Raw genomic sequence first — 26,442 nt, 5'->3', positions numbered from 1 at the left:
TTGTTTTCAAATGGCCTCCCCGGACAGCGCCACCGCGAGCTTTGCCGACCTGCAAATCCATCCTTCGGTTTTGCAGGCCGTTGCCGACGTCGGTTACGAGTCGCCGTCGCCGATTCAGGCGGCGACGATTCCGGCAATGATGGCCGGGTCGGACGTGGTGGGCCTGGCCCAGACCGGAACGGGCAAGACGGCCGCTTTCGCGATGCCGATCCTGTCCAAGATCGACACCAGCAGCAAAGTGACCCAGGCGCTGGTGCTGGCGCCGACCCGCGAGCTGGCGCTCCAAGTGGCCGAGGCGTTCAGCCGCTACGGCGCCCATTTGCCGCAGATCAACGTGTTACCGATCTACGGCGGGGCGTCCTACGCGGTGCAGCTGTCCGGGTTGAAGCGCGGTGCACAGGTGGTGGTCGGCACCCCCGGCCGAGTCATCGACCACATCGGCCGCGGAAGCTTGGATCTGTCCCGGGTGGACTACCTGGTGCTCGACGAGGCGGACGAGATGCTCAACATGGGCTTCGCCGAAGACGTCGAACGGATCCTGTCGGAAACGCCGGAATACAAACAGGTCGCGCTGTTCTCCGCGACTATGCCCGCGGCGATCCGCAAACTCACCGCCAAGTATCTACACGACCCGACCGAAGTCAGCGTCAAGTCGAAAACCGCTACTGCTGAGAATATTTCGCAGCGCTACATCCAGGTCGGCGGCCCACGCAAGATGGATGCGCTCACCCGCGTGCTGGAGGTGGAGCCGTTCGAGGCGATGATCGTATTCGTCCGCACCAAGCAAGCTACCGAGGAGGTGGCCGAAAAGCTTCGCGCCCGGGGGTTTTCCGCGGCGGCCATCAACGGCGACATCCCGCAGAGCCAGCGCGAGCGGACTATCGCTGCGCTGAAGCAAGGCGGCTCAAAGGGATTAGACATCCTGGTTGCCACCGATGTGGCTGCCCGAGGGTTGGACGTCGAGCGGATATCGCATGTGCTCAACTACGACATCCCGCACGACACCGAGTCGTACGTGCACCGGATTGGGCGCACCGGCAGGGCCGGGCGGTCGGGCGCCGCGCTGCTCTTCGTCTCGCCGCGAGAGCGTCACCTGCTCAAGGCGATAGAGAAGGCAACTCGGCAAAAGCTCACCGAGGCCGAGTTGCCGAGCGTCGAAGACGTCAACGCCCAGCGGGTGGCGAAGTTCGCCGATTCGATCACCGACAGCCTCGGCTCAGCGGGCATCGAATTGTTCCGCAGCCTGGTCGAGGACTACGAGCGCGAGCACGACGTCCCGATGGCCGATATCGCGGCGGCGCTGGCGCTGCAATCGCGGGACGGCGAAGCCTTCTTCATGGCACCTGAGCCGCCACCTGACCGCCGTCGCGAACAACGCGAGGACCGGCCCGCCAAATCATCGCGCAAAGCGGGCGAGGATCCCAGGAAGGAGTTCGCCACCTACCGTATTGCGGTGGGGAAGCGCCACAAGGTCGGCCCGGGCGCGATCGTCGGCGCCATCGCAAACGAAGGTGGCTTGCACCGCAGCGATTTCGGGCACATCACCGTCAAGCCCGACTTCTCACTGGTCGAGCTGCCGGCCAGACTGTCCCGCGAAACACTGAAAGCTCTTGAGCGCACTCGTATTTCCGGCGTGCTGATCAATCTGCAACCCGAGCGCGGCCGAGACAGTCCGAAGCGTCGTGATCGCGGCGGAGCAGGGCGGGAACATGCCCGATGACCAGAGCCGACGCCACGGCCGTCCAGGGCGGACTTGAACAAGTCTCCGGGCCCGACCGAGTCGCTTCGCTGACGGGTATCCGTGCGGTCGCCGCCCTGCTGGTGGTCGGGACCCATGCGGCATACACCACTGGCAAATACATCGAAGGCTATTTCGGCCTGGTGTGTTCCCGAATGGAAATGGGCGTCCCGATTTTCTTTGCGTTGTCCGGCTTCCTGTTGTTTCGGCCATGGGTGAAATCGGCGGCTACCGGTGGTCCGCAGCCGTCGGTGCGCCGCTACGCCTGGCACCGGGTTCGGCGCATCATGCCGGCCTACGTCGTCACCGTGCTGCTGGCCTACGTCATTTACCATTTTCGGACCGCGGGACCCAACCCCGGGCACACGTGGATCGGGCTGGTGCGCAATCTGACTTTGACTCAGATCTACACCAGCAACTACTTGACCGGGTTTTTGCATCAGGGCCTGACCCAGATGTGGAGCCTGGCGGTGGAAGCCGCTTTCTATGTGGTGCTGCCGCTGCTTGCGTACTTGCTACTGGTGGTCCTATGCCGACGGCAATGGCGGCCGAGGTTGGTGCTGGTCGGCATCGGCGCGCTCGCGCTGATCTCTCCGGCATGGCTGATCTTGGTGCACCTCACGACCTCGGTACCGAACGGGATGCGACTGTGGCTGCCCACCTACCTGATCTGGTTCCTCGCCGGGATGAGCCTGACGGTACTGCAGGCGATGCGGGTGCGCTGTTATGCCTTTGCCGCGTTACCGCTCGCCGCCATCTGCTACTTCATCGCTTCGACGCCGATCGCCGGGGCGCCGACGACATCGCCGCTCGGCCTGTCGCAAGCGCTGTACAAAGCGGTGTTCTACGCCGCAATCGCCGCACTGACCGTGGCGCCCTTGGTGCTGGGTAACCAGGGCTGGTATGCCCGGTTCCTCGCGACCCGGCCGATGGTGTGGCTCGGGGAGATCTCCTACGAGATCTTCCTGATCCACTTGGTGACAATGGAAATCGCGATGGCCTACGTGATGCGGGATCACGTCTACACCGGTTCGATGCCTGGGCTGTTCGCGGCGACGCTGGTGTTGACCATCCCGTTGGCATGGCTGCTGCATCGTTTTACGCGGGTGCCGCCTTCCCGATCGGCACCACGATCGGGACGAGGCGTCGAGAATCCGATCGGCCGCCACCTCGGTGCGACGATCCGAAAGCCAGTCGTTGGCCGCCATCACGACGCGACCCGGAACGGGACCGACAGTGGACGTCGCACATAGCTACCTCCGGCCCATACGATGCCCGCCTCGTCGACATCGACGATCTCGACGATGACGTCTGGCGGGACCGCCGCCATTGTCATGAAAAGTCGGCCTGCTTCACCTGCTACAGACCAAGCTGAGAACGGCTGCCACCGACCTGTCGCTGTCGAGCCATGGCCTCCAACGCACGACAAACACCTTGGGAGCCAATAGCACTCATGTCGGGCCAGCGTAAACAGGCAGGCTTACTCGTCCGCCGTGCAGCGGAAGCCGACGTACTGTCGCGGCGTAGCAGGTGCAGCGCGTTGAGGTGGGCAGAAAGTGTGCCCGCTGCAAAACGCGGCCTGTGGCACAAGTGACTCAGACGCCCGCGCCAGGGTTCAGGATGCCGAGCGGGTCCAACGCGTCTTTGATCCGGCGATTCAGCGCCATTGCCTCGGGTCCGAGATAGCCGGCCAGCCATGGCCGCTTCAGCCGGCCGACGCCGTGTTCGCCGGTGATCGTGCCGCCGAGGCGCAAGGCAAGGTCCATGATCTCGCCATATGCCAGCCCGGCTTGCTCGCTGATCGCGGAGTCGGCGGGATCGTGAACGATCAGCGGATGGGTGTTGCCGTCACCGGCATGCGCGATCACCGAGATCGTCAGCTCGCGTTGGGCGGCAATACGGGCGATGCCGGCGACCAGGTCGGCCAGCGCGGGCAGCGGCACGCCGACGTCCTCGAGTAGCAGCGGGCCTTTGGCCTCCACCGCTGGAATCGCGAACCGGCGGGCAGCGACGAACGCCTCGCCCTCGTCCGGATCGGAGGTCGAAAACACTTCGGTCGCACCGTATTCGGTGAACACAGCGGCCATGAATTCGGCGTCGTCAGCGGCCGCGTGCCCCCTTTCATCGGAGGCGCCCAGCAGCAGTGCGGCAGCGCCGCGGTCCAGGCCCATCCGCAGCTTGTCTTCGACCGCGTTGATCGCGACCGCGTCCATGAACTCCAACATCGCCGGGCGTAGCCGCGCGGTCACCGCGAGCACCGCTTGGGCGGCGGCTTCCACGGACGCGAAATTGGCGACCACCGTGCTCACCGAGTGCTGCGGCGGTACCAGCCGCAGCGTGACCTCGGTGATCACCCCCAGGGTGCCTTCGCTGCCGACGAACAGCTTAGTCAGACTCAGCCCGGCCACGTCTTTGAGCCGCGGTCCACCCAGCCGGACCGCCGTGCCGTCGGCCAGCACCACCTGCACACCGAGCACATAGTCGGTGGTGACGCCGTACTTGACGCAGCACAGTCCGCCGGCGTTCGTTGCGATGTTGCCGCCGATGCTGCAGATCTCATACGACGACGGGTCGGGCGGATACCACAGCCCAAACTCGGTGACCGCCTTTTTCACCTCGGCGTTGAGCAGTCCCGGTTGGCACACCGCGGTGCGGGTGACCGGGTCGACGGTGATGTCGCGCATTTTCTCGGTGGATATGACGATCCCGCCATCCACGGCGGTGGCGCCTCCGGACAGGCCAGTACCCGCGCCACGTGTCACTACCGGGACGTGATGAGCGCTGGCCCACCGCATCACCGTCTGCACTTCCTCAGTACGCCGCGGGCGCACCACGGCCATCGGCTTTCCCGCCGACGGGTCGAAGGCCCGGTCTTGTCGGTACGACTCGGTCACCGCGGGGTCGGTGACCGCCATGCCGTCGGGTAGCTCGGCGATCAAGCCGGCCAGCACGTCCGCGCCCATGGAGGCGATCCTACGGATAGCGTTGCCAGCTATGGGTGCGGCCGAGTCGATCAGCTGGCCTACCCGATCGCCAAGGGATCCGACGCACGCCGCCGTGCTCGCCGTCGGCCCCCGCCCCGAACACGCAGCCCGCCTTCGCCCGACGCTGAAGGCACAGTAGAGCGGTGAGCCTCGCCCATCCCCGTACCGGAGCGCTCTTCGACTCACCGGTGCCGCCCGGCGCCGGCTGGCCCGGTGATCCGGCGACCGTCCGCACCGCGGTGGCGTCGACGCAGGCGCAAGTGGCTGCGATGGCTCTGGCCGTCGAATCACCGGCCCAGCTCGACGCCGAGGTGTCGGTGTGCCGGGCCTGCCCACGATTGGTCGAGTGGCGAGAACACGTCGCGTCGACCAAACGACGGTCATTTGCCGACCAGCCCTATTGGGGCCGACCGGTGCCGGGCTGGGGGGCCGAGCGTCCGCGGCTGATGATCGTCGGGCTGGCCCCGGCCGCGAACGGCGGCAATCGGACCGGTCGGGTCTTCACCGGCGACCGGTCCGGGGATGTGCTGTACGCGGCCATGCATCGGGCCGGTTTAGCGAATTCGCCGATCAGTGTGGATGCCGCCGACGGCTTGGTGCTCAACGGCAGTCGGGTGGTGGCCGCGGTGCGCTGCGCGCCGCCCGACAACGCGCCGACGCCCGCCGAGCGGGCGACGTGCGCGCCGTGGCTGACTGCCGAATGGCGGTTGACCGGCGGCAACGCGCGGGTCATCGTCGCGCTGGGGCTGTTCGGCTGGCGTTCGTCGTTGGACATGGTCCGCTCCGCAGGTGGCCGGGTTCCGCGCCCGCAGCCGAAGTTCGGCCACGGCGCCGCGGCGACCCTGGTTGCCGCCCACGGGGAGGTGGAGCTGCTGGGCTGCTACCACCCCAGCCAGCAGAACACGTTCACCGGCAAGCTGACCGCGCAGATGCTCGACGACGTCTTCGGCCGGGCCGCGGCCATCGCAGGACTATCCCGGTGACCGCCCGCGCTGAGGCGTCAGCGCGATCACCGGAATTGGCCGTGAGGTCCGGCTCTGGTATCCCTCGTACCGGTTGCCGTTGTTCTTGTTGACGATCTGCCACAGCCGGGCATAGTCCGGGTCATCCGGCAGTACGGGTTTTGCTGTGACCCGGAGACGCTTCGGCCCGACGTTGATTTCGACGTTCGGGTTGGCCTTCAGATTGTGATACCAGCCGGGCGCTTTCGGGTCACCACCCTTGGAGGCGACGACAAGGTAGGCATCGCCGTCGCGGGCATAAGTCAGCGACGTGGTCCGGGCCTTGCCGGTCTTGGCGCCGACTGTGTGCAGCAGCAGGCTGGGAACTCCCAGCGTCCGATGCCCGATCCAGCCGTTGGTATTGCGATAGACGGCGTCGTGTATGCGTAATACCTGCGGCAGCAGACTCTGTTCGACGAACGACGGAAGGGCCATTCACCCAGTATTACCGGCCGGCGTCGATCCGCGCCAACGCCTCCCGCAGGATCTGAGCGGTGGATTCGCGGTCGGGGTCGCGGCGTAGCAGCATCCCCTTGGCCACCGACAGTTTGTCGCCGTTTCGCCGCGGCAGCACGTGCAGGTGAATGTGCAGCACGGTCTGGAAGGCGGCGGGCCCATCGTTGAGCGCGATGTTGGTGGCGTCGGCCAATTCGGTGCTGCGGGCCGCCTTGGCGATCCGCTGTCCGATCGCCACCATGTCGGCCAGCGTCTCCGGAGCGGTGTCGGTGAGGTCGACCGTGTGCCGTTTGGGCACCACCAGCGTGTGCCCGCGGGTGAACGGACGGATGTCGAGGATGGCCAGGTAGCCGTCATCGTCATAGACGCGGATGGCCGGCGCTTCCCCGGCGACGATCGCACAGAACATACACGACATGCCGCCACCGTAGCGGTTCGGTTCCGCCGGCGCCGTCATGCGCCTACGGCGGCGGCGATCGCGTCGATCGCGCGGTCGAGGATTGCCCGGGTGGTGCCGAAGTTCAGCCGTGCAAAACCCGAGCCCACCGTGGCGCCGAACGGAATGCCGGGGTTCAGCGCCACCTTGGCCTCGGACAGCAGATGCTCTGCGGGTTCGGTCGGCAAGTTCAGCGCCCGGAAATCAACCCAGGACATGTAGGTGGCCTCCGGGACGTTGATCTTCAGGCCCGGGCACCGTTCGGGCAGGGCCGCAGCCAGGTGGTCGCGGTTTTTCTGCAGGTAGATCAGCAGCTCGTCGAGCCAGCCGGCGCCATCGTTGTAGGCAGCGATGTTGGCGCGGATACCGACGGTGGACGCGCCCATCTTGTGCACCTTGTTGATCAGGTTCCAGTCGCGGACATCGTGCGGGTTAGACAGGATCACCTGTGCGCACATCAGCCCGGGCAGGTTCCAGCCCTTCGAGGCCGACACCAATGTGACGACGGTGTCGGCGGCCGTGTCGGACACCGAGGCAGCGGCGACGTGCGGGCGTCCATAGACCAGCGGCGCGTGGATCTCGTCGGCGATCACCCGCGCCTTGTAGCGCGCCGCGATATCCACGATCGCGCGTAGCTCGTCGTACTGGAAGGCGGTGCCCAGCGGATTGTTCGGATTGCACAGGATCAGCGATCCGGCTCCGTCGGCGAATGCGGCGTCCAGCGCCTCCAGATCCATCACGTAGCGGCCCGAATCGTGTTGCAGCATCGGGATTTCCACCCGTTGACGGCCGGTAACCGCAAGGATGTCGAAGAACGGCATGTATGCGGGGACGGGCAGCACGACCGGACTCTGAGGTCTGGTCAGGAAGTTGATGACGGTTTCCATGCCCTTGACCACGTCGGGGACCACCCGAACCCAATCCGGTGAAACCCGCCAGCCGTAGCGGCGCCGGCACCAGTCGGCGGTCGCCCTTGGCAACTCGTCGTCTACCGGCGGATAGCCGAACTCCTCGTTGGCGACGCAGGACCGGATGCCGTCGAGTACCGCCGGTGCGGTGGGGAAGTCCATCTCGGCGACCCACAGCGGCAACACGTCGGGCCCGAAGAGGTTCCACTTGATGGTCCTGCGGCTGCGCAGTTGCTCGTCGGTCAATTGATCGAACGCCGTGCCGTCCATGGCAGTAGTCTGCCTCGACGTGGACGATGCAGATCTCGCTTTCGCCGGAGCGGCCGAACAGGTGCGGATGTTGGCCGAGGGTACGGTCACCGCGCCGGGGCTGCTCGCGGATTCGTGGGCGCCGCCGCTGGCGAACCCGGCCGGCTGCGAATTGCGTTGAGCACCAAGGTTCCACCGCCATTGGTCGTCAAGATCGGCAGGGAGCAGCGCGCGGCGGTCGATGAGGCGGGTGCGCTGCTGCGCGAGCTTGGCCACGACGTCGTCGCCCGCGATCCCGACTATCCACCGGCGGCGATCTACGCCGACTACCTGCCGCGCTACTTCCGGGGCATTTGCAACGACGTGCGCAGCTTGGCGCACCAAGACCGGTTAGAGAAGCGGACCCGCAATATGGCGCGCATCGGGTCGGCCGCCCGCGCGACGAGGCGACGTTGCTGGCGCTAGGTGCACAGATCGAGGCGGCTAGGCCGTGGGCGCATCGGCGGCCGCCGGTGTCATGACTGGGAGATCTCCCGCCAGGCCTGCAGTTTCTGGCCCGCCGGCATCGCACGCGCGGGGCTGGTGGACGGCAACACCCGGTAGCTGACCGGCGCGTCGACGTGGACAAGTCGGCGAAATAGCTTATCTGCGGTGTGGCCGTTGAAGTACACCCGCTCGATGCCGGGGTAAGTGGCGAAGAGTTGGGCGAAGCCGTTTACCACCAAGCTCGTAGGGTCGATCTTGGCGTCTGAGCTACCGACGCGACGGCACTTGTGCAGCACGTCCCAAAGCGCTACGCCGTGGGATTGCAGTGCGGTCAGCCGGGTTTCGTATGCTGCCTGCGCGTCGAAGCCGAACAGTGCACTGGTGATCGGCCAGAACGCGTTTCGCCGGTTGCCGTAGTACTGGCGGGCCGCCAGTGACTGCACGCTGGGAAACGATCCCAGGATCAGCAGCCCGGCGTCGTCGTCGACGACGGGCGCAAATCCTTCCAGAAGCGATGTGGCCATCAGACGCACATGATGCCTCGCCGCGTTATACGTTGGCGACGTGGACGACGCGGTCGACCCGGACATCGAGGAGCTGCTGGGCGATCTGGAGGGCAGCGCACGCGCCGAGCGCGCCGAGCTGATCGAGTGGCTGTTCGAGCAGGGCGTCACTGCGGACGAGATTCGCGGCGCGTCCGCACCCTTGATGCTGGCAACCCGTCGAGTGATCGGCGACGACGGTAGCTATGTGTCGACGCGAGAAATTGCCGACGCCTATGGCATTGATCTTGATCTATTTCAGCGTGTGCAGCGCGCCATCGGTTTGGCCCGGATCGAGGATCCCGACGCGGCCGTGCACATGCGGGCCGACGCCGAGGCGGCCGCCCATGTGCGGCACTTCGCCAAACTCGGCCTGGATCCCGACAACCTAGTGCTGGTTATGCGCGTGCTCGCCGAAGGGCTTTCGCATACGGCCGAGGTCATGCGCTATACCGCCCTAGCGGCTGTCCTAGAACCGGGCACGACCGAGCTGGAAATCGCCAAACGGTCTCATGCCCTAGTCAGTCAGATCGCTCCGCTACTGGGCCCGTTCGTCGAGGACATGCTGTTCATGCACCTGCGGAACATGATGCAGACCGAGGCCGTCACGGTCAGCGAGCGAGCCGCCGGAGCGCCGCTACCGGGCGCACGCCAAGTCACTGTCGCCTTCGCCGATCTGGTCGGCTTCACCCGGCTGGGCGAGCAGGTGCCCGCCGAGGAGCTGGGGCTACTGGCCAACCGGCTAGCAGAGCTGGCCCGCGACGTGGCGGTCCTACCGGTGCGCTTCGTCAAAACGATCGGCGACGCGGTGATGTTCGTCTGCACTGAGCCGGCGCCGCTGCTGGATGCGGTGCTCAAGCTCGTCGAAATCACCGACGGCGACAACGACTTGCCGCGGCTGCGGGCAGGCATCGCCTCAGGGTCCGCGGTGAGCCGAGCCGGTGATTGGTTCGGCAGCCCGGTGAACCTGGCCAGCCGGGTGACCGCGGTGGCCCGGCCCGGCGCAGTGCTGGCCGCCGAATCGACGTGCGATCAGCTCGGCGATCACGCGGGCTTCAGTTGGTCGTTCGCCGGCGCACGTCATCTCAAGGGCATCAAGGGTGAGGTGAAGCTGTTCCGGGCACGGCGGGGCGACGGGGATACCGAGAGCACCTAGGGGCAGGCCCGGCGCGTTAGGAGGCGTCTCGTAGATCCTGCGCGGCCGGTTTTCACTCCGTTGACCGGCTCTTTGGAACTCGTCGCTTTCCGGGCCTGCTTCGCTCTTAAAGGTACAACTCCACGGTGGCCAGATCAACGGTTACTTCCCGCCGAATGTGGGGTTCTGTCACGGATTTGCGCCCGAAAGCGTGCCGTGAGCCGACGTTCGTCGACCGGCATCTCATCGGCAAGCTGCCCGACAGCTCCGATACGGAAGAAAGCGAAGCCCGCGCCTCGGGTCGTGTCTCGCGTTTTCGCGAAGAAACCCGGTCGGAGCGGATGAACATTGCCGACGAGGCGCAAGATCGCTACGGCCGCAAGGTTTCCTGGGGCGTCGAGGTCGGTGGCGAGCGGACCTTGTTCACCCACGTCGCGGTCCCGGTCATGACGCGGTTGAAGCAGCCGGAGCGCCAGGTGCTCGACACGCTGGTCGACGCCGGGGTGGCCCGTTCTCGCTCCGACGCGCTGGCTTGGTCGGTGAAGCTGGTCGGCGAGCACACCGAAGAGTGGCTGGCCAAGCTGCGCGATGCCATGTCCGCGGTCGACGACTTGCGTGCAGAAGGTCCGGAGCTGTAAGCCGCTCTAGGTCTGCGTCATCGCGTAGTACGCGCCTCGGCGGGCCAGTAGCTCGCTGTGGTTACCCTGCTCGACGATCTTGCCGGCCTGCATCACCACGATCACGTCAGCGTCCCGGATCGTCGAAAGACGATGCGCGATAATGAGACTCGTCCGATCGCGTCGAAGCTCGTGGGTAGCCTTGGCGATCAGCAGCTCGGTCCGGCTGTCCACTGAGCTGGTCGCCTCGTCGAGGATCAATAGCTGAGGCCGGGCAAGGAATGCCCGCGCGATGGTGATCAGCTGCTTCTCGCCTGCGCTGATGTTGGTAGCTGCGTCGTTGATGCGGGTCTGGTATCTCTTGGGCAGGCTGTGCACGAACCGGTCGACGTAAGCGGCCTTGGCCGCCTCGATCACATCGTCGTCGCTGGCGTCGGGCCGCCCGTAGGCGATGTTCTCGGCGATCGTCCCACCGAAGAGCCAGGTGTCTTGCAGCACCATGCCGATGCGGGATCGGAGCGTTTTGCGACCAGTCGTCGCGATGTCGATGCCATCGACCAGGATCCGGCCCGAGTCGACGTCGTAGAAGCGCATCAGCAAGTTCACCAGCGTGGTCTTGCCCACCCCGGTCGGTCCGACGATTGCCACCGTGCTGCCGGGCTCGGCGGCGAAGGAGAGGTCGTCGATCACAGCCGAGCCGGGGCGATAGCCGAAGCTGACATGGTCGAATTCCACCCGCCCGGTTGGCCTTTCACCGTTGGCCGAGGGCAGCAGTGGTTCGCGGTCGGGTGACTCTTCCGGCTCATCGAGCAAGTCGAAAACTCGCTCGGCGCTGGCCACACCGGACTGCAGGGTGTTGTACATCGAGGCCACCTGGTTCATCGGCGCGTTGAACTGGCGAACGTATTGGATGAATGCCTGAATGCTGCCCACGGTGATCTGACCGGTGGCCACCTGCACTCCACCCACCACCGCTACCGCAACGTAGCTCAGGTTGCCGATGAACCCCGTCGCCGGCGACAGCAGACCGGAGATGAACTGGGCGCCGAAACTGGCTTGGTACACGCCGTCGTTGAGCCGACGGAACTCGTCTTCGGCCGCCGCGCGCTGGCCGAACGTCCGGACCACGGTGAAACCGCTGTACGTCTCTTCGATGTGGGCATTCAGTCGGCCGGTGTTGGTCCACTGCGCGACGAACAGTCGTTGTGAGCGCCGGGTGATCGCCCGAGTCGCGATCAGCGCCAGCGGCACGGTCAGCAATGTCATCCCGGTCAGCAGCGGCGAGATGGTCAGCATCATCGCCAACACCGTGACTACTGTCAGGACCGCGGACATCAGTTGGGCGATCGCCATCGACAGCGACGTCTGGAGGTTGTCGATGTCGTTGGTGACTCGGCTGAGCACCTCGCCCCGTTGCCGGGAATCGAAGTAGGCCAGCGGCAGCCGGTGCAGCTTCTCCTCGACGTCGGTGCGCAGCGCCTGCAGTGTCCGTCGCACAGCGACGTTAAGTAGCCGGGCCTGTGCCCAGACCAGCAGCGCAGCAAGAACATACATCACCAGGGCCAAAGTCAGCGTGTGGGCGACGGCGGCAAAGTCCACACCACGGCCCGGGACCACATTCATCCCTGACAACAGATCGGCGAAGGTGTTGTTGCCACGAGCTCGCGCCGCGGCGACGGCCTGAGCCTTGGTGACCCCGGTCGGCAGCTGCCGGCCCAATACACCACTGAACAGCAGGTCGGTGGCATGGCCGAGGATGCGCGGAACCGCCGCCCCGATGACCGTTCCGGCGACGCCCAAGACGATCACCGCGACGGCCGTGGGCCGTTGCGGCGCCAAGCGCTTCACCAGGCGCACGGCTGAGCCTGTGAAGTCGCGTGAGCGCTGACTCAGGTACTGGGTAGTGCCCAGCGCCGCGGTCACCGCTGCCATCCCACGCGAGAGTCCATCGACTGCGATTCGGCGAATTCCCGATAGGTCGGGCAATCGGCCAGCAGCGATTGGTGCGTGCCTGTGGCGACCACCCGCCCGTCATCAACGACGATCACCTGGTCGGCCTGGGCAACGGTCGAGATACGTTGCGCCACAACGATAACCGTTGCGGCACCGGCGAACGCGGCCAGAGCCGCGCGGACCCGCGCATCGGTGTGCACGTCGAGTGCGGAAAACGAGTCGTCGAATAGGTAGACCGCCGGACGGCGGATCACCGCCCGTGCGATCGCCAGCCGTTGGCGCTGCCCGCCGGACAAATTAACACCGCCCTGAGCGACCCGCATCTGCAGCCCGTCATCGTGTGCACGGATGAATTCGTCGGCGGCCGCCACCCGCAGCGCCTCCCACATCTGGTCCTCTGTTACGTGTTGTCCAGGGGCCGCGCCGATGCGCAGGTTGTCGGCGACGGTCCCGGAGAACAGGTAGCCGCGCTGAGGCACCAATCCGATGCCTGACCACAGCTCGTCGATGTCGCGGTCACGCACGTCGACACCGTCGACGAGGACGGCTCCGGACGTGACGTCGTACAACCGGCAAATCAGCGACACCAAGGTCGACTTCCCTGAACCGGTACTGCCGACGACAGCGGTGGTGGTGCCCGGTAGCGCCGTCAGCGAAACCTCCTGCAACACAGGGCGATCTGCACCGGGGTAGCGGAATGTCGCGCCATCGAGTTGAACCACACCCCGCATCTCTGCGGCCGGGCGCACGGGCTTGGCCGGATTGCTGACGGCAGCAGTCAGCGACAGCACCTCGTCGATCCGTTGCGCGCAGACCGCGGCCCGCGGCAACACCATCAACGTCATCGTCGCCATCATCACCGCCATCAGAATTTGCGCGAAGTAAACGAGAAACGCGATCAGGGAGCCGACTTGCATCCGCCCGCTGTCGATCCGCAAGCCGCCGAACCAGATCAGCGCGACGCTGGAACAGTTGATGGTCAAGGTGGTCACCGGCAGCATCAACGCCTGCCAATTGCCCGCGCTCAGTGCAGTGTTGGCCAATGCGAGATTGGCCTCGGCGAATCGTTGCCGTTCGAAAGGTTCGCGGGCGAATGCCCGGATCACCCGCACCCCGGACAGCTGCTCGCGCATCACCCGGTTGATGTTGTCGACCAACCGCTGCATGCTGCGGTAAAGCGGCAGCGTATGCCCGACGATCCAGTAGTTGCTCACCACCAACACCGGGACACTGACCAGCAGCAGCCACGACAGCCCGGCGTCCTGGTGGATGGCCATGAAGATCCCGCCCGCGCACATGATCGGGGCGGTGACCAGCACCGTGCAGCTCATCTGCACCAGGAACTGGATCTGCCGGACGTCGTTGGTGGTGCGGATCAGCAGCGATGGCGCGCCGAAGCGGGCCGTCTCGTGCTCGGAGAACGCGGTGACCCGGTCGAACATCGCCCAGCGGAGATCACGGCCGAACCCCATCCCAATCCGGGAGCCGAAGTAGACCGCGCCGACCGCGCAAACCACCTGCAGCGCGGTGACCGCGAACATCACCATGCCGAGCCGGACGATCGTGGTGGTGTCCCCCTTGGCGATGCCGTCGTCGATGATCGTGGCATTGACCGTCGGCAGATACAGCGAAGCCAGGGTGCTCACCACCTGCAGCGACATCACCGCCGCCACCAGCCGTCGATACGGCCGGACGTACTGGCGCAGCAGTGCCAGGAGCATGTGGTAACTGTTGCACACCGCCGAACGGACAGCCGTGATGATCACCGCACGGTTCACGCCGCCGCGATGCCCGCTGGCGGATAAGAAAGTACAGGTCACCGCGTGTGCGATGGTTGACTCACGGTGCTGCCGCTACAGTGCATCCTGTGATCAGCAGAAGGCGCGCGTAGCCATGCGGCGTAATGTGGCAGCGCTTGCCCTGGCGGCAGCGACCTTGATTCCCGCGGTGGCCGCGTGCTCCGATTCCGGCTCCAACCAGTCCCAGTCGACGGGTTCGACTGGGACGACGTCCGAGCAGGGGAAGCACGGTCCGTTCTTTCCGCAGTGCGGCGGCATCAGCGACGAGACGGTGACCAAGCTGACACAGGTAGCCGGGCTGGTCAACACCGCCAAGAATTCGGTGGGCTGCCAGTGGCTCGCGGGCGGCGGTATTCTCGGCCCGCATTTCTCTTTCTCCTGGTATCGGGGGAGCCCGATCGGCCGGGAACGCAAGACCGAGGAGTTGTCCCGCTCGAGCGTGGAAGACATCAACATCGACGGCCACGGCGGCTTCGTCGCCGTCGGTAACGACCCGACGTTGGGCGACTCGCTGTGCGAGGTCGGCATCCAGTTCGCCGACGACTTCATCGAATGGTCGGTGAACTTCAGCCAGAAGCCGTTCCCCGACGCGTGCAACGTCGCCAAGGAGCTGGCCCGTCAGTCGATTGAGAACTCGAAATGAGGGTCACCGTGCGTGATCGGGCGCTCGTCGGCCTGGCCGTCGTGGCCGCCGCGGTGTCCGTGTCGACCGGCTGCACGAGGTCGGTGGCAGGCACCGCGCAAAAAGCGGGCATGGGCGATGAGCCGCGCAATAACAACTCCGAGCAGCAGTACCCGAACCTGCAAAAGGAATGTGAGGTGCTCACCACCGACGTCTTGGCCAAGACGGTAGGTGCTGATCCTCAAGACATCCAGAGCACCTTCGTTGGCGCGATATGCCGGTGGCAGGCGGCCAACCCGGGCGGGCTGATCGACATCACCCGGTTCTGGTTCGAGCAAGACAGCCTCGACAACGAGCGCAAGGTCGCCGAGTTCTTGAAGTATCAGATCGAGAATCGGTCGATCTCCGGGGTGGCGTCGATCGTGATGCGGCCCAACGATCCGAACGGCGCGTGCGGGGTCGCCAGCGACGCCGCCGGCGTGGTCGGGTGGTGGGTCAACCCGCAGGCGCCCGGTATCGACGCCTGCGCGCAGGCCATCAAGCTGATGGAGCTGACTCTTTCCACCAACTCCTAAGGCGCTCACCAGGAAAAAGGCTGTGGCTGGGGAAGATTGCCGACGGCGACCAGACCTGTGCGGTCTTTCAGCGCGCTTCATGTTGGCGCCACGCGCGACGACAACTGTCGCAATTAGGCTTTATTCGCAGGGGATTGCCGAACGAGAGGCCAAACCCACCGGCGCGCTGGACTTTCCGTCGGCGAGGCGCAGCGCCGTGCCAAAACGATTGAGAGCGCTATTTTTTGACACCGAAATCACTCCCCGCCACGAGGTGTGAACGATACGATACCATCGACGAATGTCTGAGACGCCTCCCACAGAGCCAACCTTCGCCGCGGATGAAACTGAGTCCGCCGCTGTCCCTTCGCCCCAGTCTGACGCCGCAGCAGAGGCCGCTGAGCCATCGCCCGCAGGACATGCCCACGTTGCTCCTCCCGCCCCGGGCGCGTCGAAGCTGTCGCGATGGACCACCGTGGCGGCCTTGGCGCTTGCCGTGATCGCCACGACCGTTGCCGTCCTGGGCTGGTTCTACCCGCACAAGGACGCAGCGTCGTCCGCGCCGACCTACACCGACCAACAAACCAAAGACGCGAAAAAGCACATTTGCGAGACGTTTAAGCTCGTCGATCACGAGGTGGTCAGGAATTCCCGCCTGAAGAACCCACCGAACGGCGGGCCGATCGGTGCGCTTTCGATCGCGACTGCCGCGCGACTGGCGTTCTACGGCGGTGGCGCGTTCCTGCGAGACCGGGTAGCCCAAGAACCGGCGACCCCGCCCGACCTCGCAAAATCGGTCAACGCCATGGGCTCAACGCTCGAGGAGCTCGCGATCGGCTACCTGGCCGGCGCGCCGGAGTTCGCTCAGGACTCGTTGCGGCAAGCTCTCGACGACAAGATCAAAGCAACGGTTGACCTGTGCAAATAACGCGGCCCAACCTAACGCGGCACGTGGAAGTCGACTAGCGCCGCGCAACCGAGTTCGACGTCTTTCCAGCTGCGGGCGAAGCGTAGTACCGCCATCGCCGAGGTCGGGAACTTCGTCGAGATGCGTTCGGCGGCAGCGCTGCTGGAGCAATCGGCATCGGCCAAACCCAGCGCCGTCTGCGTCATTGTCGGCTCGTGCGCAACGACGAGCAGGACGCTGACATCGTCGCCGACGTTGGTGATCTCGTCGATGACGGTTCCGGGCGCCGTGTCATAGAGCCGGCCAACGTAGCGAACCGGTGCGTCGATGGCCGTGTGCGCCAAGGTTTTCCGAGCCCGAGTCGCCGTCGAGCAGAGCACCGCATCGATCGCAGGCAGGTTGGCCCGCAACCAATCGCCGGCCAGCCTGGCTTCTCGCCGCCCGCGGGGGGCAAGCGGCCGGTCATGGTCAGACACCCCGTCCGGATACGCCGACTTCGCATGCCGCAGCAGCACCAGGGTGCGGTCTTGCCGGTTCACTCGATCGAGGTTACGGTATGCGCCTCTTCGCGGGACCGCTGTGACTGATGTGACCTGTGTGGAGTCAACGCGGCGCCAGCGCTCGGTCATCCCTCAACCTGCCGATCGAGGTCCCCGAACCTGTCGGAGTCGAGTCCTACACTCGCGGTGCCCGGTTGAAGATCGGCCGGGGATGAAGCAGAAGGGACGGGATCGCCATGCGATTCATGCACACCGCCGACTGGCAACTCGGCATGACCCGTCACTTCCTGGCGGGCGATGCCCAGCCGCGGTATTCGGCGGCCCGCCGCGACGCAGTGGCCGGACTGGGCTCGCTGGTAGCCGACATGGATGCCGAGTTCGTCGTGGTGGCCGGCGACGTGTTCGAACACAACCAACTGGCACCGAAGGTGATCAGTCAGTCGCTGGAAGCCATGCGCGCCATAAAGTTGCCGGTCTACCTGCTGCCGGGCAACCACGACCCGCTGGACGCGTCCTCGGTGTACACCAGTGCGCTGTTCAACGAGGAATGCCCAACCAACGTCAAGGTCCTCGACCGGCCTGGCGTGCACGAGGTTAGGCCCGGTCTGCAGATCATTGCTGCGCCATGGCGATCCAAAGCACCGATGACCGACCTCGTTGCCGACGTGCTCGGGAGTCTCGAGGGCTTGCCCGCCGACGGCGTTACCCGGGTGCTGGTGGCCCACGGCGGCGTCGACGTGCTCGACCCCGATCCCACCAGGCCCTCGCTGATCCGGCTGGCGGGTCTGGAGGACGCACTGGCACGCGGCGCGGTTCACTATGTCGCGCTGGGCGACAAGCATTCGGCGACCCAAGTCGGCAGCACCGGCCGGGTGTGGTACTCCGGTTCGCCGGAGGTCACCAACTACGACGATGTCGAGCCCGACCCCGGCCATGTGTTGGTGGTCGATATCGACGAGACGGATCCACAGCGCCCGGTGAGCGTCGAGGCCCCGAAGATCGGTCGCTGGCGGTTTCGCACGCTGAGCCGTCACGTGGACAACAGCCGTGATATCGCCGACCTGGATCTGAACCTCGATCTGATGCCCGACAAAGACCTAACGGTGGTGCGGCTGGCCTTGATTGGTTCGTTGACGGTCACCGACCGCGCTGCGTTGGACGCCTGCCTGGACAAATACTCGCGGCTGTTCGGGTCGCTGCGGGTGTGGGATAGCCACAGCGATCTGGCGGTCATACCGGCTGACGGCGAGTTCACCGACCTGGGCATCGGCGGGTTCGCCGCCGCGGCAGTCGAGGAGCTGGTTGAAACGGCGCGCACCGGGGACGATGAGATCGCCGGTGACGCACAAGCGGCGCTGGCGTTGTTGCTGCGGCTGACCGACAAAGGACACCAAAGTCGGGGTGCGGCATGAAGTTGCACCGGCTGGTGTTGAAAAATTACCGCGGCGTCGCCCACCGCGAGATCGAATTTCCCGATCACGGCGTCGTCGTGGTGTCCGGCGCCAACGAAGTCGGCAAGTCCTCGATGATCGAGGCACTGGACCTGCTGTTGGAATCGAAGGATCGTTCGACGAAAAAGGAAGTCAAGCAAGTCAAGCCGACCAATGCTGACGTCGGATCCGAAGTCACCGCCGAGATCAGCACCGGCCGTTATCGTTTCGTGTATCGCAAGCGGTTCCACAAGAAGTGTGAGACGCAACTGACGGTCCTGGAGCCACGCCGCGAACAGCGCAGCGGCGACGAGGCGCACGACCGAGTACAGGCGATGCTGGCCGAGACCGTCGACACCGAGCTGTGGCATGCCCAGCGCGTATTGCAGTCGGCGGCGACGGCTGCGGTGGATCTTTCGCGGTGCGACGCGTTGACCCGGGCGCTCGATGTCGCGGCGGGAGACACTGCGGCGCTGTCGGGCACCGAACCGGTGCTGGTCGAGCGGATCGACGCTGAGTACGGCCGCTACTTCACGCCGACTGGTCGTGCGACAGGAGAGTGGGCCGCGGCGATCGCCGCGCTGCGCGACGCCGAAGAGGCGGTGCAGCGATGCGCCGAAGCCGTCGCCGAAGTCGACGACCGTGTCCATCGGCACGCCGCGTTGACCGCCGAGCTGGCCGACTTGTCGCCGCTTCAGCAGGCGGCCACGCTTCGGCAGACCACCGCCCAAGCCGCTGCCGACAACATTGCGCAGCTCATCGAACAGGTGAAGGAAGCGGAGTTGATCGCGGCTGCCGCCGCCGCGAGGAGCGCGGCCTCACACGCTGCGCACGCCGAGCGACTGCGGCTGCGGACCGAAACCGATACGCGCGCCGCCGCAGTCGCGGCCATGGAAGCCGAGGCCCGCGAGGCCGCCGAAGCGCAGGCGTCGGCCCGAGATGTCACCGTGGCGGCCGATGCGCTGGTGGAGCAAGCCAACCAGCTCGCCGCCGCCGCCGAGCAGCGGGCGGAGGGCGCCCGACGCATCGTCGACGAGCTGGCGCGCCGCGGCGAGGTCGAGACGCTGACCACCCGGCTTGCCAAAATCGACGCCGCCCAGCGTGACCATGACCTGATCTGCGCCGAACTGTCCACAATTGCGCTGACCGACAATCTTTTTCAACAGATCGGACGAGCTGCCGGAACCGTCGAACGGGTCGAAGGTCAGCTCGCGTTGGTGTCGGCGACGGTAGAATTCGTCGCCGCCACCGACATCGAACTCGTCATGGGTGACCAGCGGGTGACGCTGCCGGCGGGCCAGCGCTGGTCGACCACCACGGGCGGCGCCACGGAAGTCGAGGTTCCTGGGATCCTGACCGCGCGATTCACACCGGGCGCGACAGCACTCGACATCCAAACCGAATACGCTGCAGCGCGACAAAACCTGGCTGCCGCACTGGCAGCTGCCCAGGTGACTGACGTGATCGCAGCACAGCGTATCGATCAGCAGCGCCGTGAACTGCTCAGCGGCCGTGACCAGTTGAAAGCGACCCTGGCCGCATTGTGCGGTGACGACCAGGTGGAGCAGTTGCGCTCCAGGCTGGCCGAGTTGCAGACCACGGCATACACGGGCGAGATCGCGATCGACGCCGCCACCGCCCGTGTCGAGCTCGAGGAGGCCGCCGCAGCCCGCGTCAAAGCGAGTGCAGACCTCGAGACGCACCGCAAAGTCGCAGCCGCCGCGGCGGCTAAGCTCAGCGAAATATCTATGACGGCAACCCTTTCAACCGACAAACTGATTACTCAACGTGCCGAGCTGGCTGCGGTCGCCGACCGGCTAACCCAGCAGCGCGCAGCCGTCACCGACGAAGCACTCGAGGCCACCGCCACCAAAGACCTGCAGGCGGCGCAAACGGCAGCAGCCCGAGTCGCCGAGCTGTCCGAGCTACTGGCCGCCGCAGCACCAGACGCCGTGGCCGCCGAACTGGCCGACGCCGTCAAGACGGCCGAGGCGCTGCAAACCCGCCACTGCGAGATCACCTACACGTTGCACGAGATCGGCGTTGAGTTGGCAATATTTGGCACGGAGGGCCGCAAAGGAAAGCTCGATGCCGCCGAGGCCACCCGCGAACATGCCCGCAGCGAGTACAACCGGGTCGGTAGCCGGGCCCGCGCCGTCCGGGTGCTGCGCACGGTGATGGCCCGCCACCGCGACACCACCAGGCTGCGTTACGTCGAGCCGTTCCGCACCGAATTGCAGCGACTCGGGCGTCCGGTCTTCGGGCCCACTTTCGAGGTCGACATCGACGCCGACCTGTGCATCCTCAATCGCACGCTCGACGGTTGCACCGTGCCGCACGAATCACTTTCGGGCGGAGCCAAGGAGCAACTCGGGATCTTGGCGCGGCTGGCTGGGGCGGCGCTGGTCGCTAAAGAGGACACCGTCCCGATTCTCATCGATGACGCGCTCGGCTTCACCGACCCGGAACGACTGGTGAAGATGGCCGAGGTGCTTGACACGCTGGGCGAGCGGGGTCAGGTGATCGTATTGACCTGCACGCCGGCCCGATACGATGGCGTCAAAGGTGCGCAGCGTATCGAGTTGTGCGCGTAGCGATCCCCGCAGTCAGTGACCTCGGCGCATGAATCCGATTGCGGTGTAATCGATGTCGGCCAGCCCGGGAGCGCCGAAGTTGGCCAGATCGCTGCGCACCGCGATGTCGCCGGGCGACTGGAAAAGAGGCAGGTTGAAGCCTTCCCGCCAAATCATGATGTCGACCTGGTTGGCCAGTGCGCGTGCCCTACGCTCGTCCAGCTCGGACAGCGTCTGATCGATTTTGGCGTCGACGCTGGCACTACCGATCTTGCCGAAGTTACCCTCGCCATCCGAGGTATAGATCTGCGGCAGCGCAGACAGCGGGAAAGCGTTACCCACCCAACCGAATTGCACGACGTCGAAGTCGCCGACGCTCACGTACTGGTTGAAGAACCCATTGCCGGCTTTGACGTCGAGCACCAGCTTGACACCGATCTGCGCCAGGTTTTGCTGGGCAACCAGGGCAATCTGTCGGGCGGCCGGCGAGTCGTAAAGCACATCGCGGACAACTAGCCGCTTACCGTTCTTTTCACGCACTGCCCCGTTGAGCCTCCAGCCTTGGGCATCCAAGTCTTTGCGGGCCTGCTCAGGGTTGTAAGCGGCTGGCGCGCTGTTGTTTTGGTAGCCCACCTGGCCGACGACATAAACGTGGTTGTCCAGCGGCGTCGGATGACTGGTCAGTCCGTGCTGGACGACGTCGACAATCGCTTGGCGGTCGATGCCTCGGCAGATTGCCAGCCGCAGCTTGTCGTCGCGCAGGATGGATCCTGGTGCTCCGTTGAAGGTGATCTGATACCAGGTGGGTGCCGGGGCGCTGCGGATCGCCACGCCTGGTGTGCGCTCGGCGGTGACCATATCGTCGAGCGTGCCGATGCGGGCCGCGTCGATCGCGTTGTTCTGGAGGGCGGGGATGACGGCGGAGGAGTCGAGCACCAGGAACGTGATCGAGGCCAGCCGCGGCTTGCGGCCCCACCAGCGAGGATTGCGGGTTAGCACAATGCGCTGCGCGCTGCGGTTGATCGTGGACACGATGAACGGTCCGCCCGACGGACCGGGGGCGTTGAGTTGGCCCTTGTTGAAGACGTCGGGGTTCTCGGTCATGCTGCGCGGTTGGATACCGCCGGCGAACATCCCGCGCCATTCGGCGTAGGGCTGGGCGAACGTGATCACGGCCTGGCGATCGTCCACGCCACTGGTCACCGATTTCACTCGTTCGAAACCGGCTCTGCTGGCGATCAAGTACCGCTTGTCGCGGCCGCTGCAGGCGTCGACCTCTGCTTTGAGGTCTTCCCAGGTGATCGGCGTGCCGTCGCTCCACACCGCTTTCGGGTTGATCGTAAGAGTGACGACCTGCGGGCTGGCGCTGGTCAGTTCGGCGGCCGTGAAGTAGTCGGTGTTGAGCTTCAGCGACCCGTCGGCCTGGGTGATGAACGCTCCCGGCAGCGTAGGCGTGACAATCGAAGCGACGTCCGCGGTGTTGCCGTCGATGTTCAATACATTGAAGTTCGGCGGAAACGAGCTGACCGCAAGTCGCAGGTTACCGCCGTCGCGCAGAGTCGCCGGGTCATGGGGGTTGATGTCGCTGGAGGTGCCGACGCGCACGGCTTGGCGCCCGACGACGTCCTTGTAGCCCTGCGCACAGCCCGTGACGGTCACACAAGTCGTCACAATTGCCAGCAGTGCAAGCCCGCGAATCAGCCGGATGATGCTAACCACCGCCGGTGTCCGGGTGCGCTCGCGGGACTGCAGCCAGCAGTCGCCGGGTGTATTCGTGCTGCGGATTGCTGAACACCTGGTCGCCATCGCCTTGCTCCACAATCTTTCCTCGATACATCACCGCCACTCGATGGGCCAGGTGTTTGACCACCGAAAGGTCGTGCGACACAAACAGATAGGACAACCCGAATCGCTGCTGCAAGTCAAGAAGCAGGTTGATGATGCCGGCCTGAATCGACACGTCGAGCGCTGACACCGGCTCATCGAGCGCGAGGATCTTCGGTTGCAGCGCCAACGCCCGCGCGATACCAATTCGCTGTTTCTGCCCGCCGGAGAACTCGGCTGGATAGCGGCTGGCGTCGGCGTGGTTGAGCCCGACAACTCCCAACAGTTCGGTGACCCGCTCCTCGCAGCGGCGCCTGTCAAACCCGTTGGCAACCAACGGTTCAGCGATGACGTCGAATACCGGCAGTCGGGGATCCAGCGATGCAACCGGATCCTGAAACACCACCTGCAGTTCGGCCCGCAGTTTACGCCGGGCGGCCGGGGTGATGCCCGCGACATCGGTGCCGAGAATCTCGATGGCACCGGCCTCGGGCGCGGTGAGTTCGAGAATCTGGCTTAGCGTGGTCGATTTGCCGGAACCGGATTCGCCGACGATGCCCAGCGTGCGGCCCTGCAGCAAGGTGAAGCTGACGTGAGAGACGGCGCGCACTTCACCGACCCGTCGGCGCAAAACCACGCCTTTGGTCAGCGGGTAGGTCTTGGCGAGGTCGGTGACTCGCAGCACCACCGGCAGATCGGCGACGGCGTCGTCGACCGCAACCGGCTGTGTTGACACGCGATAGATGTCAGCCGCGCTGCGCCCCGCGACGTCGCCGGTGCGGATACAGGCCGCCTGGTGACCGTCCCGAATGGTGACCAGATCGGGTTCCGCCGAGCGGCATTCGCTGATCACCAGCGGACAGCGCGGCGCGAACTGACAGGCATCGGGCAGCGACGTCATCGTCGGCGGAGCGCCGGGGATCGGAACCAGCCGGGTGCCCTGCCGGGAGTCCAGTCGCGGCACCGAGCCCAGCAGCCCGACGGTATAGGGCATCCGTCGGTCACGGTAAAGCTCGTCGACTCTGGCGATCTCGACCGGACGTCCCGCGTACATGACCAGCGCCCGGTCGGCGAACTCCGACACCACACCCAGGTCGTGGGTGATGATCAGCACACCGGCGCCGGTGACGTCGCGCGCAGTTCTCAGCACGTCGAGGATCTGCGCTTGCACGGTGACATCCAGCGCGGTGGTCGGTTCGTCGCAGATCAACAGATCGGGATCATTGGCGATCGCAATCGCGATCACCACACGCTGACGCTCCCCGCCGGACAGCTCGTGCGGAAATGCCCTCGCCCGGCTTTCCGCCGCCACGATGCCGACCAGCTCGAGCAGCTCGACGGCGCGCTTGCGGGCGCCCGCTCGACTGATCTCGCGGTTGTGCACCCTGATCGCTTCGGCTATCTGGTCGCCGATGGTGTAGACCGGCGTCAACGCCGACATCGGGTCTTGAAACACTGTGCCGATCGACTTGCCGCGAACCCGTGACATCGCCTGGTCGGACTGGCCGAGTAGCTCTTCGCCGTGTAGGCGCACCGAGCCGGAGACATCGGTGTCCTCGGGGAGCAATCCGACAACGGCCATCGCGGCAGTGGTTTTGCCCGAACCGGATTCGCCGACGATGGCGACCACTTCGCCGGGGTCGATGTGGTAACTCGTGCCGCGCACCGCGAACACCCGCGCGTCACCGGTTTCGAAGGTGACGTTGAGATCCGACACCTCGAGCAGCGCCCTCACTTGCGCCGCTTCCGGCGCGATGATCGGCTGCTCGGATCCAACGCGTCCCGCAGGCCGTCGCCGGTGAGGTTGGCGCACAACACGATCAGCACCAAGGCTCCGGCCGGAAACAGGAATACCCAGGGAAACGTGGTGGTCGAGGGAGTGCCGTCAGCGATCAATGTGCCCAGCGAAACATCGGGTGGCTGAATACCGAATCCCAAGAAGCTCAGCCCGGTTTCGGCCAGCACCGCGAACCCGACGTTGAGCGTCGCGTCGATAATCAGGATCGAGGCGACGTTCGGCAGGATGTGATGAACAATTACGCGGCGATCCGGCACTCCCATAAAGCTTGCGGCACGGACGAATTCACGTTCCCGCAGGCTCATGGTCAAGCCACGCACCATCCGCGAGCTGACCATCCAACCGAATATGGCCAGCAGGACGATGAGCCACAGCATGCTGCTCGACTGTTTGATACGCGGAGTGATGATCGCGATTATCAAAAAGCCGGGCACCACCAGCAGCAGGTCCACCAGCCACATCAGCGCCCGGTCGCGCCAGCCGCCGAAGTAGCCGGCTATCGATCCGACGGTGGCTGCGATGCTGGTCGAGATCAGCGCCACGCAAAAGCCGATCAGCATCGACTTCTGCATTCCGCGCAGGGTGCGGGCCAACAGGTCCTGGCCCAGCGCGTTGGTGCCGAACCAGTGCCTGACCGATGGCGGCTGCAGCAGCGCGTGGTAGTCGAGAGCGGTGTAGTTGTAGGTGAGCAGCGGTGGCAGCCCGTAGCAGCCGACTAACAGCACCACCAGCAAAAGCAACGCCACCAGCGCAGGTCTGTTGCGCATGAAGCGACGTGCGACCAGGCTGCGCCGCGATGTGAACGTGGCTGGTTTGATGCCGACCCGCAGCGGGGTGGTGTCCGTGGCGGCCTCGTCAGTCACGAGCGCCGCTCCCTTCCATCGCTTCGCTGACGCGTCGTCGCTGCGCGCGTCATCAGCGCGTGGTCCCCGGCGGGTGTCATGACACCCGCACCCTGGGATCCAGCGCCGCATAGATGACGTCAGAGAGCAACCCGGCGAATAGCACTGCCGCACCGGTGAACAACGTGATCGTCGCCACGACGTGGGTGTCCTGGCTTTGGATGGCCTGCACCACCCATTCGCCCATGCCGTGCCAGCCGAAAATCTTCTCAACGAACACCGCGCCGACCACCAGGCCGCTGACCCCGTAGGCGAACAGGGTGGCAAGCGGGATGAGCGCGGTGCGCAAGCCGTGCTTGAACAGCGCACGCCGGCGAGTCAGGCCCTTTGCCCGGGCGGTCCGAATGAAATCCTCGCCGAGCACGTCCAACATCGCGTTGCGCTGATACCGGCTGAAGCTCGCGGCCGCGCCCAGCGCCAGCGTGAGACTCGGCAACACGATGTGCCGAACGCGGTCGACAAGCTGGCCCCAGATTCCGCCGGGCGGAATCGGCGACGTTTCCCCGGTGTAGGCGAAGATCCGCACTCCGGTCAAGTTGTTGGCCCGCAGCGCGGCCAGGATCAGCAGTCCGGCCAGCACGAATGACGGGACGCTCAGGACGATCAGCGACACCACGGTGACCACCCGGTCGCTGAGCCGATACTGACGAACCGCCCCCCAGGCACCCAGAACCACGCCGGTCGCCGTGCCGACCAGCGATCCGATCACCACCAGCCGAAAACTGACCCCGACCCGGGGCCACAACTCTTGGGAGACGGAGTGACCGGTCACCGTGGTGCCGAAGTCGCCCCGGACCGCGCCGGCAGCCCATTCCGCGTACCGGAGCGGTATAGGTTTGTCCAAGCCGAGCTCCATGGCTTTGGCGTGGATCGCCTCAGCCGGCGGCTGAGGGTGACGCTCGATGAAGCTGTCCAGCGGATGAAACGCGACCGAGGCCAGGCAGAATGCCAAGAACGAAGCCAGTACCAGCAGCACCAGGTAGTTGAGCAAGCGATGCAGCAGGAAGCGGATCACGGCCGCCGGCCTC

At 65.5% G+C, this 26,442-nt stretch carries 22 protein-coding genes and 3 pseudogenes; 12 read left to right on the top strand and 13 right to left on the bottom strand.

The window, feature by feature from the left end; genetic code table 11:
- The first annotated feature begins 10 nt into the window (after positions 1-10).
- A complete protein-coding gene (locus M5I08_RS14915) occupies positions 11-1,720 on the top strand; it encodes a DEAD/DEAH box helicase (RefSeq protein ID WP_219067149.1) in 1,710 nt (569 codons plus the stop codon).
- Positions 1,717-2,859 (top strand): annotated as a pseudogene (locus M5I08_RS14910) (acyltransferase family protein); the annotation flags it as partial. The gene M5I08_RS14915 and the pseudogene M5I08_RS14910, both read left to right, overlap by 4 nt.
- 86 nt (positions 2,860-2,945) lie before the next feature.
- On the opposite strand, the pseudogene M5I08_RS14905 reads toward M5I08_RS14910, so the two are convergent.
- A pseudogene (locus M5I08_RS14905) lies at positions 2,946-3,029 on the bottom strand (hypothetical protein); the annotation flags it as partial.
- Between the two features lie 304 nt (positions 3,030-3,333).
- The gene (locus M5I08_RS14900) at positions 3,334-4,701 is read right to left on the bottom strand and encodes an FAD-binding oxidoreductase (protein ID WP_219067147.1); all 1,368 of its coding nucleotides are present in this window, start codon (positions 4,699-4,701) and stop codon (positions 3,334-3,336) included.
- 164 nt (positions 4,702-4,865) lie between these two features.
- On the opposite strand from M5I08_RS14900, the gene M5I08_RS14895 reads away from it, so the two are divergent.
- Positions 4,866-5,705, top strand: a complete 840-nt coding sequence (locus tag M5I08_RS14895; protein ID WP_219067146.1) for a uracil-DNA glycosylase — start codon at positions 4,866-4,868, stop codon at positions 5,703-5,705.
- Here the strand turns inward: M5I08_RS14895 and M5I08_RS14890 are convergent.
- Genes M5I08_RS14890 through M5I08_RS14880 form a run of 3 tightly spaced genes read right to left on the bottom strand, consistent with a single transcriptional unit; the run spans position 5,694 to position 7,793 of the window.
- Positions 5,694-6,158: a nitroreductase family deazaflavin-dependent oxidoreductase gene (locus M5I08_RS14890; RefSeq protein WP_219067145.1), complete on the bottom strand. Its 465-nt coding sequence runs from the start codon at positions 6,156-6,158 to the stop codon at positions 5,694-5,696. The two genes, M5I08_RS14895 and M5I08_RS14890, sit on opposite strands and share 12 nt — an antisense overlap.
- Before the next feature lie 10 nt (positions 6,159-6,168).
- Entirely contained in the window at positions 6,169-6,597 is a 429-nt protein-coding gene (locus tag M5I08_RS14885; protein WP_219067144.1) for an HIT family protein, read from the bottom strand.
- A gap of 35 nt (positions 6,598-6,632) precedes the next feature.
- On the bottom strand, positions 6,633-7,793 hold the full coding sequence (locus tag M5I08_RS14880; protein WP_219067143.1) for a MalY/PatB family protein: 1,161 nt from the start codon (positions 7,791-7,793) through the stop codon (positions 6,633-6,635).
- On the opposite strand from M5I08_RS14880, the gene M5I08_RS14875 reads away from it, so the two are divergent.
- Together M5I08_RS14875 and M5I08_RS14870 are read left to right on the top strand one after the other, a co-directional pair.
- Entirely contained in the window at positions 7,792-7,953 is a 162-nt protein-coding gene (locus M5I08_RS14875) for a hypothetical protein (protein WP_249763456.1), read from the top strand. The two genes, M5I08_RS14880 and M5I08_RS14875, sit on opposite strands and share 2 nt — an antisense overlap.
- A pseudogene (locus M5I08_RS14870) lies at positions 7,905-8,201 on the top strand (amidase); the annotation flags it as partial. The gene M5I08_RS14875 and the pseudogene M5I08_RS14870, both read left to right, overlap by 49 nt.
- 86 nt (positions 8,202-8,287) lie before the next feature.
- Here M5I08_RS14870 and M5I08_RS14865 read toward each other — a convergent pair.
- On the bottom strand, positions 8,288-8,782 hold the full coding sequence (locus M5I08_RS14865) for a DNA-deoxyinosine glycosylase (RefSeq protein ID WP_219067142.1): 495 nt from the start codon (positions 8,780-8,782) through the stop codon (positions 8,288-8,290).
- Positions 8,783-8,822: 40 nt separating this feature from the next.
- On the opposite strand from M5I08_RS14865, the gene M5I08_RS14860 reads away from it, so the two are divergent.
- Both M5I08_RS14860 and abmR read left to right on the top strand, forming a co-directional pair.
- The gene (locus M5I08_RS14860; protein WP_219067141.1) at positions 8,823-9,956 is read left to right on the top strand and encodes an adenylate/guanylate cyclase domain-containing protein; all 1,134 of its coding nucleotides are present in this window, start codon (positions 8,823-8,825) and stop codon (positions 9,954-9,956) included.
- Positions 9,957-10,081: 125 nt separating this feature from the next.
- The gene (gene abmR / locus M5I08_RS14855; protein ID WP_307728211.1) at positions 10,082-10,573 is read left to right on the top strand and encodes an ATP-binding transcription factor AbmR; all 492 of its coding nucleotides are present in this window, start codon (positions 10,082-10,084) and stop codon (positions 10,571-10,573) included.
- Between the two features lie 6 nt (positions 10,574-10,579).
- Here the strand turns inward: abmR and M5I08_RS14850 are convergent, their stop codons facing one another.
- Together M5I08_RS14850 and M5I08_RS14845 are read right to left on the bottom strand one after the other, a co-directional pair.
- Entirely contained in the window at positions 10,580-12,484 is a 1,905-nt protein-coding gene (locus M5I08_RS14850; RefSeq protein WP_219067140.1) for an ABC transporter ATP-binding protein, read from the bottom strand.
- Positions 12,472-14,226: an ABC transporter ATP-binding protein gene (locus M5I08_RS14845; RefSeq protein ID WP_219067157.1), complete on the bottom strand. Its 1,755-nt coding sequence runs from the start codon at positions 14,224-14,226 to the stop codon at positions 12,472-12,474. Before M5I08_RS14845 ends, M5I08_RS14850 begins: the two co-directional genes overlap by 13 nt.
- A gap of 172 nt (positions 14,227-14,398) precedes the next feature.
- On the opposite strand from M5I08_RS14845, the gene M5I08_RS14840 reads away from it, so the two are divergent.
- The 3 genes from M5I08_RS14840 to M5I08_RS14830 all read left to right on the top strand — a co-directional run bounded on the left by M5I08_RS14840 (position 14,399) and on the right by M5I08_RS14830 (position 16,408).
- Positions 14,399-14,947, top strand: a complete 549-nt coding sequence (locus tag M5I08_RS14840; protein ID WP_219067139.1) for a DUF3558 domain-containing protein — start codon at positions 14,399-14,401, stop codon at positions 14,945-14,947.
- Positions 14,944-15,501 (top strand): DUF3558 domain-containing protein, encoded by a 558-nt coding sequence (locus tag M5I08_RS14835; RefSeq protein ID WP_219067138.1) that lies wholly within the window; start codon positions 14,944-14,946, stop codon positions 15,499-15,501. The genes M5I08_RS14840 and M5I08_RS14835 overlap by 4 nt, the downstream gene beginning before the upstream one ends.
- A gap of 280 nt (positions 15,502-15,781) precedes the next feature.
- Positions 15,782-16,408: a hypothetical protein gene (locus M5I08_RS14830; RefSeq protein ID WP_249762800.1), complete on the top strand. Its 627-nt coding sequence runs from the start codon at positions 15,782-15,784 to the stop codon at positions 16,406-16,408.
- An 11-nt stretch (positions 16,409-16,419) separates the two neighbouring features.
- Here the strand turns inward: M5I08_RS14830 and M5I08_RS14825 are convergent, their stop codons facing one another.
- Positions 16,420-16,926, bottom strand: a complete 507-nt coding sequence (locus tag M5I08_RS14825) for a SixA phosphatase family protein (RefSeq protein ID WP_219067136.1) — start codon at positions 16,924-16,926, stop codon at positions 16,420-16,422.
- A 197-nt stretch (positions 16,927-17,123) separates the two neighbouring features.
- On the opposite strand from M5I08_RS14825, the gene M5I08_RS14820 reads away from it, so the two are divergent.
- Together M5I08_RS14820 and M5I08_RS14815 are read left to right on the top strand one after the other, a co-directional pair.
- A complete protein-coding gene (locus M5I08_RS14820) occupies positions 17,124-18,299 on the top strand; it encodes a metallophosphoesterase family protein (protein WP_219067135.1) in 1,176 nt (391 codons plus the stop codon).
- The gene (locus tag M5I08_RS14815) at positions 18,296-20,911 is read left to right on the top strand and encodes an AAA family ATPase (protein WP_219067134.1); all 2,616 of its coding nucleotides are present in this window, start codon (positions 18,296-18,298) and stop codon (positions 20,909-20,911) included. Before M5I08_RS14820 ends, M5I08_RS14815 begins: the two co-directional genes overlap by 4 nt.
- A 12-nt stretch (positions 20,912-20,923) precedes the next feature.
- Here the strand turns inward: M5I08_RS14815 and M5I08_RS14810 are convergent, their stop codons facing one another.
- From M5I08_RS14810 to M5I08_RS14795, 4 genes are all read right to left on the bottom strand, one after another.
- Entirely contained in the window at positions 20,924-22,600 is a 1,677-nt protein-coding gene (locus M5I08_RS14810) for an ABC transporter family substrate-binding protein (protein ID WP_370328645.1), read from the bottom strand.
- Between the two features lies 1 nt (position 22,601).
- Positions 22,602-24,449, bottom strand: a complete 1,848-nt coding sequence (locus M5I08_RS14805; RefSeq protein ID WP_219067132.1) for a dipeptide ABC transporter ATP-binding protein — start codon at positions 24,447-24,449, stop codon at positions 22,602-22,604.
- Positions 24,446-25,279: an ABC transporter permease gene (locus M5I08_RS14800; protein WP_370328644.1), complete on the bottom strand. Its 834-nt coding sequence runs from the start codon at positions 25,277-25,279 to the stop codon at positions 24,446-24,448. Before M5I08_RS14800 ends, M5I08_RS14805 begins: the two co-directional genes overlap by 4 nt.
- Before the next feature lie 172 nt (positions 25,280-25,451).
- Positions 25,452-26,429 (bottom strand): ABC transporter permease, encoded by a 978-nt coding sequence (locus M5I08_RS14795; RefSeq protein WP_219067130.1) that lies wholly within the window; start codon positions 26,427-26,429, stop codon positions 25,452-25,454.
- Positions 26,430-26,442: the final 13 nt, after the last annotated feature.

Source organism: Candidatus Mycobacterium methanotrophicum, assembly GCF_023515995.1.
Lineage (GTDB): Bacteria > Actinomycetota > Actinomycetes > Mycobacteriales > Mycobacteriaceae > Mycobacterium > Mycobacterium methanotrophicum.
This window is presented reverse-complemented; position numbering and strand designations above follow the sequence as displayed.